Origin of the sequence: Niastella caeni (assembly GCF_004834005.1) — a bacterium.
GTDB classification, from domain to species: domain Bacteria; phylum Bacteroidota; class Bacteroidia; order Chitinophagales; family Chitinophagaceae; genus Niastella; species Niastella caeni.
The window spans coordinates 96,749-107,326 of sequence record NZ_STFF01000005.1; the positions used below are offsets into that span (position 1 = coordinate 96,749).

A 10,578-nucleotide genomic window follows, 5' to 3' on the forward strand; every position below is an offset into this window, starting at 1 on the left:
ATCAAATCTGAATTAGATTATAATATTGATAATCATATCATTATAATTTGTTTTTGGAAGGCAGACCAGATAAATCAAAGATTAAGACTGAAAGAATGTCCAGGCATTTGTATGATTACCAAACCCTGAAACATGCTACTTTATCATTTATTCCTCCTGATGAAATACTTGATATTTACCGACAAGATTATGAACATATGCAGGAACAGATGATCTACGGCGATACCTTAACCTTTGATGATTTAATAGATCAATTAAAAAATATTGCAGGGGGAATTCAGAAAAATCAGTCGGATATAACCTAATAAGCCAATGACCGATAATACCCGCACTACATTTTTTGTTATATTTTCAAATTCAAATCGGAAAATTTCCGATTAGTGGTTGATAATTTGACATTCTAGTAAAAACTATTTTTTATTTTTCACTTTCTCTTTATAGTTCCTTCCCCGAAATTATCCTGCTTACCCCTTCCCACGCCTTAATGATAATATTGTTTATTAAAAAGATAATTCCAGAAAAAACAACGGCTTAAATCGGCGTTAGCTTTATTGTACTGATTATACACCCACCCGTATAAATTTTTTATTAACTAATGCCAGCTTCTTTCATTCTTTGAAAGAAGCTGTAGCCAATTATTGCCTTTTTATGAAAAAGATGTTTGACTGCAGTAGGATGTTCTCCGGCTGTTTTATTTTTTCTGTTCTTTTCCTTGTAACGGTTCTTCAATCCGCATTCTCTAACTCGGCATATGCGCAATCTATAATGGTGAACGGCACCATAAAAGATGATAAGGGAACTGCCCTGGAAGGAGCCGTAGTAAGAGTGAAAGGATCTAACAAATCGGTCGTAGCAGATAACAACGGCAATTACTCGATACCGGTAGCAGGTCCCGAAGCCGTGTTGGTGTTTTCTTTTGTAGGCTATGTGAGCGTTGAGGAAACGGTGGGGCAGCGAAAACAAATTGATGTTACCATGGCCTCAACCGGTGGCAAGCTCGACGATGTTGTAGTCGTGGGATATGGCACGCAAAAGAAGAAAGATCTTACGGGCGCCATTGCTACGGTGGGCAGTGCCGAATTAAATAAGCGGGTAGCTACCGACCCCACACAATTATTACAGGGAAAACTGCCGGGTCTTTCCTTAACCCAGGCATCAGGCGAAGCAGGTAACGAAAACTTTGTGTTGCGGATAAGGGGATTAGGTACCAATAGCTCCGCTGGTAGCAGTCCTTTAATTATTGTTGATGGTTTGCCGGGAAGTCTTACTAACCTCGATCCACAGAATATTGAATCCGTTACGATCTTGAAAGATGCCGCTTCGGCTGCTATTTATGGTACTCGGGCTGCCAATGGCGTTATACTGGTTACCACCAAGCAAGGCTCCAACGGAAAGTTCCAGTTGAGTTATGACCTTAATGTCGGCATCACCAGGCCTACGGCCCTGCCTGATAACCTGGTATATAATTCGGCCACTTATATGGAGATGTGGAACCAGGCTGCCATCAACTCCAACTCCTCGAACCGGTATACCCAGGCACAGATCGATAGGTATATAAATCCATCGGATCCCAATTTATATCCCAATGTGAACTGGCTCGATATTCTGATGCGCACCGTGACTACGCAAACTCATCATATAGGAATGACAGGTGGCCGCAATGGTACTACTTACAATATTGGATTGGGGTACGTAGATCAACCCGACATCATGATCGGTTTTTCATATAAAAAATATAACCTCCAGTTTAACCTTAATTCAAAAATAAATGATTGGGCTACGGTGGGTGGTAGTATGACCTTCAACTATGGCAAAAGGTTGTATGCATCGCGCGGCAGCCAGGACCAGTTTTTATCTACCCTGTCGCAACAACCCATGTATGGTCCCAAATTGCCGGATGGCAGTGGCCGCTATGTAAACTCTGCTTATCCCAATGTACAGGGACCAAACAAAAACGCGGTGGCCATTGCCGAAAACGCGTTGGTAAATAATACGGATTATTATTTTCAAAATAATGTGTATATAAACATTCGCCTTTTGAAAGGGCTTGAATGGAGAACAAGCGGTGGCTTCAACTATGATTTTCAAAAAACGAAAGATTTTAAACCGGTTATAAATCAGTATAACTGGTTTGCCGGCCCTAATGATGCGCCTGAACGCACACTCGACGTAAACGGACAGGGCATGACGGTAACCGACAACAATTATATTTACCCGGTTGGTTATACGCAGTTAACATATGCCAAAGAGATCGGCTATCATAATTTCAAAGTGTTAGCTGGTACACAGGCTGAGTATAATAAAGCGGAAGTGCTAACGGGCAGCCGTAATACGCCCTATTCTACTAATGAACAGGAAGAGTTAATTGCCGGTCCTACCGCTTCCCAACTGGCCACTGGAAATTCAACTGAATGGTCATTACGCTCTTATTATGGCCGCCTGAACTACGATTACGATGGCAAATATTTGTTTGAAGCCAACGGGCGCCGGGATGCTTCTTCCCGTTTTCCGCCTGGTGGCAAATGGGCTTTTTTCCCATCTTTCTCAGTCGGCTGGGTGATCACCCGCGAAAAATTCATGGAAACTATTTCCTGGTTAAATATGCTGAAGCTGCGTGGTTCATGGGGAACATTAGGCAACCAGAATATCGGTACTTATCCCTATCAACGGGTGTATTCGAATCTAAATGCTTATAATACTAATATACAATATGCGTATTCTTTTTCAGGTAACTCATTAAACGCCGGGGCTGCGTTAAATGCGTTGACAGATGAAACTATTCACTGGGAAAACACGCGTGTGGTAGATGTTGGTTTAGACGTAACCTTGTTTAGAAACTTAAATGTTACCGTTGACTGGTATGATAAATTCACATACGATATTCTGGCACAGCCATCCATTCCGGCTTATGTTGGACTTACCGCTCCTACCATTAATAACGGGGAAATGAGGAACAGGGGGTTTGAAGCATCGGCTCAATATACAGGTAAGGTGGCTGATGTGAATTATTCAGTAGGTGGTACTTTCCAGGCCAATAAAAATACGCTCCTGAAATTTGGCGCTCCACAGATCAATACCGGTAACAACACTATTAATATTGAAGGAGAACCATATGGCAGTTTTTATATGTATAAGTTTGCCGGCATATTCCAGAGCACTGAAGAAATAGCCAAATCGCCAAAACAACAATTCAATCCCAAGCCGGGCTATTTAAAGTTTGAAGATATAGTTGATGATGGAGTAATAGATGCAAAGGACCGCGTAATTGTGCCGGGTGTATTTCCCAAATTCGATTATTCTTTTAATGCCAGCGCTTCCTGGAAAAATTTTGACATGACCATTTTCCTGTATGGGTCATATGGTCAGAAGATCTATGCCAATGGCTGGGGCGTACAACCTTTCAACCAGGGTTCGCCACCAACATCTGATTGGTTAAATGCCTGGACGCCTTCAAACCCAAGTACTACTATGCCCTTGATATATATAACAGGTCAGGGTGATGCCAGCAGTAATATTGGGACTGCCTCTACCTTTTATTTAAAAGACGGTTCGTTTTTACGTATCAAGAACCTCCAGGTTGGATATACGCTTCCGGCTTCCGTTGTAAAGCGAATTGCAATGAGCAGCTTGCGTGTGTTTGCCTCCGGCGATAACCTGGCAACCTTCACCAAATTTAAAGGGCTTGATCCGGAAAGAGTTCCCAGCAGCAGCAATACGCGGTATGTTGTGCATCCGCAGAACCAGGTATTTTCTTTTGGATTAAAAGCTGTTTTTTAAAATTTAAAATTTCAGGGAAATGAAAAGTTTCATCCGATATAGTATTGTCTTTTTTAGCGTGTTGTTTCTTATGGTAAGTTGTAAGAAGGATTTTTTAGAAAAGAACCCACCAGATCAGATTCCTGATAAAAATTTCTGGAAAACACAAGCCGATGCCGATATAGCGCTTACCGCGATTTATAGCTACCTTATTCAGGGATATAATTACACCAATGCAAACAATACGGGGCAGGGCTGGGGTGCGGGCACGCCTTATTGGGAAACGCTTACTGATAATGCATACAGTGGTGCATTCACAAACGTAGCCAATGGCGCCATTGAAGCTACTACAGGCACTATTCAGTCAGACGCATATAATACTTCCTATAAAGCGATCCAGGCGTGTAATATTTTTCTGGCCAATATTGGCAATGTGCCATTGACAACAGCGGCAATGAACCAGTATATTGGTGAAGTACGCTTCATGCGCGCGTATTACTATTTCCTGCTTGCGCAGTTATATGGCGATGTAGTGTATTATACGCGGCCTATTGGCAATGCAGCAGCCGACCCTGAAAGTTATCAATTGGGAAGAACGCCCAAGGCCCAGGTGATTGATTCAGTAATAAGCGATCTGAATTTTGCAGTGAGCAATTTGCCCGATAATGCATATGTTGGCCATGTGGTAAAGGGTACTGCGTTGGGTTACCTTACTAAAGTGTATATAACGCAGGGCAATTGGCAAATGGCGGCCACCACTGCTAAAACTATTATGAACAGTAATAAGTTCAGTTTGTTTACAGGCGGGTACCGGGGTTTGTTTCTGAAACCTTCGCAAACTAATAATCCCGAGATCATGTTATCAGGTCGCTACCAGGTGCCTAATGCATACAGTCCGGCCGATTACCTGTATACGTACAGCGCCAGTTTTCAGCCAATGAAGTACCTGGTAGATGATTATGAGTGTACCGATGGACTGCCAATCACTGCTTCGCCTCTGTATAATTCCAATACACCTTACAACAACCGCGACCCGCGTTTGCTCGCTACCGTACTCACGCCTGGTGTATTATTTAGAGGTGGTATTGTGTTTGTTCCTAATCAGGTTGGTGCAAACTCAGGCTTTTTGAATAAGAAAGGCGTAGACAGTACCCGCGCAACCGTGATTGGCACCCAAAGCGATCAGGACTGGGTTTATTTGCGGTATGCTGATATTTTATTGATGTATGCCGAAGCGCAAAATGAACTCACCGGCCCGGATGCTACGGTTTATAACGCCATAAATGCCATCCGTACCCGCCCAGGTGTAAATATGCCGCCATTACCAGCTGGATTATCGCAGGCAGATATGCGTACCCGCATTCGTCATGAAAGAAGGATAGAGCTGGCGTTGGAAGGTCAGCGGTATTTCGATCTTAAGCGATGGAAGCTCGACAGAACAATTATACCCACCATCAGAGACCCGAATGGTAATAACAACAGAACATTTCCGTTGCGTGATACATTATGGCCTGTTCCGCAATCGGAGATGGACATAGCCAAAACGTATGGTAATACCAATTTTAAACAAACGCCGGGATGGCAATGAGGAATAAAATTAAAATAGAATGTATCGAAAATAAACGTGGGCGCTGATGATCACTTAATCAAATACCTGTTTTCCCGGTACCCGATAAAGAGGGTGTATCTGAAATCGATACGCCCTTTTTTATTGAAGCCTCTGTCTAATTTATTTCAGAATGAAAATTCAGTAAGAAGTTAACCAGGTTCACTTCCGGTTGAATGCCTAATTTTTTTCTTAAGCGGTGCCGGCCTAATTCTACTCCTTTAATTGTAATGTTCATGATCTGCGCTATTTCCTTGCTGGTCAAATTCAGTCGTAAATAAGCGCATAGTTTCAGATCACTGGCTGTTAAATATGGGTAAGTGTCTTTTAAAGAAACAAGGAAGTTGCTGTGAACCTTATCGAAATGCAACGCAAATTGTTCCCAGTTCCTTTTCATTTTGTCATCGCCCAACATGCGCAATATCTTTCTATAATCATCAGTATCCTTATCTATCTCGCTTGATTTTTTCATCCGCACAAATTCTTCTTTCACTTTCATCAGCATTTCACCTTTCTGTACCAGGTTAAAAGTGGTAGAAGCCAGTTCAGTATTTTTCAGTTGTATTTCCGATTGCAGTTTTTCATTTTGCAAACGGATAATTTCCTTTTCATTGCGTTCCAGTTCCAGTTGATGTAAATAGGTCAATTGTTTTTGTTCCTCCTGGTGCTTCTCAATTTCTAACTGGTGCAGGTATTCCAGGCGCTTGCGTTCTTCATCATGCTTTTGCTGCTGAACAATGAATTTTTTCTTTTGCCACTTGTATATAGCGTAAATGAACAACAAGGCCAGCAGACCATATACAAAATATGCCCGGGAGGTACGATACCAGGGAGCTAAAATGGTAAACCGGTACGAGGCAACTACAGACTCCTGCCCTTCGTGCGTTCTGGCCTTTACCCTGAATGTATAAGTGCCTGGTGAAAGGTAGGTATAGTCTTTCTCAGTTTTCTTTGTCCAGGCCGACCAGCCATTATCAAAATCCTCGAGGTAGTAAGCGTATTCAATGCTCGATTGCTTTCCGTACAACGGTGATGAATAGTCAAAGTGTATAGAGTTCCAGGCGTATTGTATTTCAGGGACCGCATCATTTATTAACTGCTGCTGCTCTCCTTCTTTAATAAAATAACCCCCGAAGATGGTGCTGTCTCTTTTATTCACGATGCGCACATCGCTTATCTGAATAGGTATTTCTTCCTTGAATTGTTTATATAGCGCATAATTCACGAGATAGAAACCTTCTTCAGCCGCAATAAAAATATTGTTGCTGTTATAAGGATAAATATATTCCAGGCCGTTCCCGGATATCTTGCCATTAAGCTCGGGAAAATAAATGATGCGGGGCTGTTGGCCGCTCAGGTCACAAACACCCAGTTGCCGGTCGTGCACAAACCAGATATTCCCATTGCTATCTTCCTTCATATACCTGATGGGCACTTTGGGCAATATCTTTTGCAAAAACGTGGAAGGGTCAAATTCACCCGTTTTTGAATTGTATTCATATAATCCCTTGTCATTCGAAAGAACAACGCGGCTTTTTATTTTAAAAATATGATTGTTGTTGTTGGAGAGTATACCCTTCGTGTCTTTGTATGGAACGTTAGTGGGATTTACACCGCCGTTCAAAGTTATTTTGTATAAGCCTTTGTAGGGGTGCGATGCCCAGGCAATGGTGTTGTCAAGCGCAACAAACCGGGCCGATTCAAAATGAGAATGAATTTCAGGATTGGTGAACCGGCCATTCTCATAATTGTAAAAATTCAATCCATTATAAGTGCCCGCCAATACAACCGATGAAGGCGCAACGTTACTTAAGGGCAGGAAGGTCCAGAAACCCGAACTGCTGTCAACCATTTTGGTAGCCCCGTTTTCAATAATGAAAAAACCATCGTTATGTCCCATGGCCAGTTGACCATTTAATTCTGACAGGTTCCACACCTGTCCCTTGGGACCGCGTATCAATTCGAATGTGCTTTTAATGAAACCTATATCTTGTTGGGAAGAAATGGGCGCCTGGTACACCCCGTTAGAAGTACCTATGAATAAATTGTTTTTGTAGATAATGGCTGCTTTGCCGGCGCTGTGTTCCTGGTAATCGGGGTAAATATGTTTGATGGCATTATTATAGGCGATGAAATCAATTCCATTGTCTAACCCCAGCCAGAGATTTTTTTTCTGGTCTACATAAAGGCTCAGGATATTATTGCTTTGCAATCCGTCCAGCTTGGAAAGTCGTTGCGTTATCTCTCCTTTTTCATTTATGATGAAGCAGCCCGCCAGGTTGGTAATAATGGCGATTTGATTATTATCGATCACTGTGGCACTGTAAGGATTCTTTTCATTGATCAACCGCATATCCGGCGTGTCGAATGGTGTGATCTTTTCTCCGAATAAAATATAAGAGCCATGATGTTTGGTAAGCAGCAACGAGCTGTCTCCTGCAAGCGGCACGATAGCTGTGATCTCTGCTTTTTCCGGAAAAAAATCGGGTTTTGAAAATGGCGTCCAGGTTCCGTTCTTAAATTGTAACAACCCTTTTTGCCATGCTTTGCTGATGAGTTTGTGATGGTGTAATCCCAAAAAACTCCAGGCCGGATTACCGAAGACGGTGATCTTTTCGTTTTGTAATTGAAAGATCTTCCGGTAAGCGCGAAAAAAAACTTCATTTCCTACCGGAATTACATCCCAGATGTCGGTAAAGTCTTTTTCATTTTCGGGGATCAGGTCATTCAGCGAAATGTATTGCAGCGTACCATTCTTACCAGGTTCAAAAAAACCAATTTCGCCCTGCGAGCCGATATAAATCCGGCCGTCATGACCCATAGCCAGCGAACGTACACCCGTGCCGCCAGGTAAGGTATATTTCTTCCAGAAACTTCCGTCAAAACTTAACAGCCCTTCATCATTGGCTGCGTATATAATTCCTTTTTTATCCTGCACGATCTTCCAGTTCTGCGTTCCGGCATTATAGATCTGTTTGGAATAATTGATGATCTCAGGCAGTGCGATGGTATTTTGGGTAAACCCATTCAACCAACCAACGCAAAAAATGGTAAGTAACAATTTTCTCATCGTGACAGCAATTGAGGGCGCTCGAATACTAAGTTAGGCAAATACCCATTAAGAAAAAGGGGGTGGATAAGGCGTTAATGGGGTAAAGTGCCTGTTATTTAACCATTTAGATCCTTTATGATGTGGTATTGATGGGGTGTCTGATCGAAGATTTATTTTATATAATTCTAATTTAGTGGTGAATGGTGAGTGGTCAATATTGCTGTTACCGGTTACCAGTTCCCTGTCACCGGGCAAAAAATTTAGAGAGCCCGATTACTAGTCGATTGATCGAAATTAAAATCCTGGCAACCGGAAACCGGGAACTGCCAACTGGCACCCCAATAAATAAAACTCAAACTTATCCCCCATGCTACATTTCAGAATGATCTTGCTTCTACTCCTTATTATAATTGTTCCTCCGCAAACCGAAGCCCAGGGTTTTTTAAAGGTCAGCGGCCAACAGATCGTTAATGACCAGGGCCAAAATGTTTTACTGCGGGGAGTTGGTTTGGGTGGATGGATGTTGCAGGAGGGCTACATGCTACAATTACATGGTGAAGGAATGCAGCATAAGATCCGGGAAAAAATTGCAGACCTGATCGGAGAAGAAAAGACGAACGAATTCTACAACGCCTGGCTTTCAAACCATACCCGGAAAATTGATATCGATTCGCTAAAAGCATGGGGGTTCAATTCTGTTCGACTGCCCATGCACTATAATTTATATACGTTGCCGGTTGACAAGGAGCGCGAAGCGGGAAAACAAACCTGGCTCGAAAAAGGCTTTCGCCTCACCGACAGCCTGCTCGCCTGGTGTAAGGCCAACAACCTCTATCTCATTCTTGATCTGCATGCGGCCCCCGGCGGACAAGGTAACGACCTGAACATTTCTGACCGCGACCCTTCAAAGCCATCGCTTTGGGAAAGTGAGGCCAACCGTCAAAAAACCATCGCGCTTTGGAAAAAGCTGGCCGAACGATATGCAAACGAACCTTTCATTGGCGGCTACGATATTTTGAATGAACCTAACTGGGGCTTTGAAGACCCGGTGAATGATAAGAACGGGTTGAAAGAAACCGGTAACCAGCCACTCAAACAATTGATGATGGATATTACCAAAGCCATACGCGAAGTAGATAACAAACATATGATCATTATCGAAGGAAATGGCTGGGGTAATAATTATAATGGTATTCTGCCACCCTGGGACAACAACATGGTGCTGAGCTTTCATAAATACTGGAATTTTAATACGACGGAATCTATTCAGCACATACTGAATACAAGGAATAAATACAATGTGCCTGTATGGCTAGGTGAAACGGGCGAAAACTCCAATGTATGGTTTACAGAAGCGGTTCAATTGTTGGAAGCAAACAACATTGGCTGGGCTTGGTGGCCATTAAAAAAATTAGGGAATAATAACCCTATGCAGGTGAAGTTGAACAAGGAATATGATAAAGTGCTTGCACACTGGTTGGGTAATGGACCACGGCCTTCAGCAGCGGAAGCATATAACGGGGTAATGCAACTGGCAGCGGCTACCAGGTTGGAAAATACGATTATAAAACGGGATGTGTTGGATGCGCTTATCAGGCAGCCCTTTTCACAGGCGACTATTCCGTATAAAGCGCATATAATTGTAAATGGCACGGTAGTAAATGCTGTGGAGTATGACCTGGGCAGGAACGGCGCAGCTTATTTCGACACAGATACGGCGGATTATCATATTTCAAATGGTACGCACGGTGGAAATAAGGGCCGCGTATATCGTAATGATGGGGTGGATATTGAAACAGACCCTACCGCAACAGATAAGTATTTTGTAACGCATACTGAACGGGGTGAATGGCTTCAATACACCATCGATGTGGTAAAAGCCGGCCACTACAATATTATTTTAAATTATAACACTACAAAGGAAGACGGAAAATTGTCTTTATCTGTGAATAATAATACCACTGCAAAAAGTATAACGGCGCCAAAAACAACCGGATGGCAAGCACTGGACATTCAGAAAATAGCACTGAAAAAAGGACCGAATACCCTTCGTTTGTATTTTAATTCAGGCGGCATTCACCTTCGTTCCATTCAGTTTACTGCAATCAAGTAATATGATCGATCGATAAATAGAAAGGCCCCCGCACGCAGCGGGGTTTTTTAT

At 42.6% G+C, this 10,578-nt stretch carries 5 protein-coding genes; 4 read left to right on the forward strand and 1 reads right to left on the reverse strand.

Going from position 1 to position 10,578, the window contains the following annotated elements:
• Nucleotides 1–53: 53 nt before the first annotated feature.
• From FAM09_RS18160 to FAM09_RS18170, 3 genes are all read left to right on the forward strand, one after another.
• On the forward strand, nt 54–305 hold the full coding sequence (locus FAM09_RS18160) for a hypothetical protein (RefSeq protein WP_136578563.1): 252 nt from the start codon (nt 54–56) through the stop codon (nt 303–305).
• 343 nt (nt 306–648) lie between these two features.
• The gene (locus tag FAM09_RS18165) at nt 649–3,777 is read left to right on the forward strand and encodes a SusC/RagA family TonB-linked outer membrane protein (protein WP_136578564.1); all 3,129 of its coding nucleotides are present in this window, start codon (nt 649–651) and stop codon (nt 3,775–3,777) included.
• Nucleotides 3,778–3,796: 19 nt separating this feature from the next.
• Nucleotides 3,797–5,344 carry a RagB/SusD family nutrient uptake outer membrane protein gene (locus tag FAM09_RS18170; protein ID WP_136578565.1) on the forward strand — a complete coding sequence of 516 codons (1,548 nt, stop codon included), beginning with the start codon at nt 3,797–3,799 and terminating at the stop codon, nt 5,342–5,344.
• Between the two features lie 136 nt (nt 5,345–5,480).
• Here the strand turns inward: FAM09_RS18170 and FAM09_RS18175 are convergent, their stop codons facing one another.
• On the reverse strand, nt 5,481–8,432 hold the full coding sequence (locus FAM09_RS18175) for a ligand-binding sensor domain-containing protein (protein ID WP_136578566.1): 2,952 nt from the start codon (nt 8,430–8,432) through the stop codon (nt 5,481–5,483).
• 349 nt (nt 8,433–8,781) lie between these two features.
• Here FAM09_RS18175 and FAM09_RS18180 point away from each other — a divergent pair, with 349 nt between their 5' ends.
• A complete protein-coding gene (locus FAM09_RS18180; RefSeq protein WP_136578567.1) occupies nt 8,782–10,527 on the forward strand; it encodes a cellulase family glycosylhydrolase in 1,746 nt (581 codons plus the stop codon).
• The last annotated feature ends 51 nt before the right edge of the window (nt 10,528–10,578 follow it).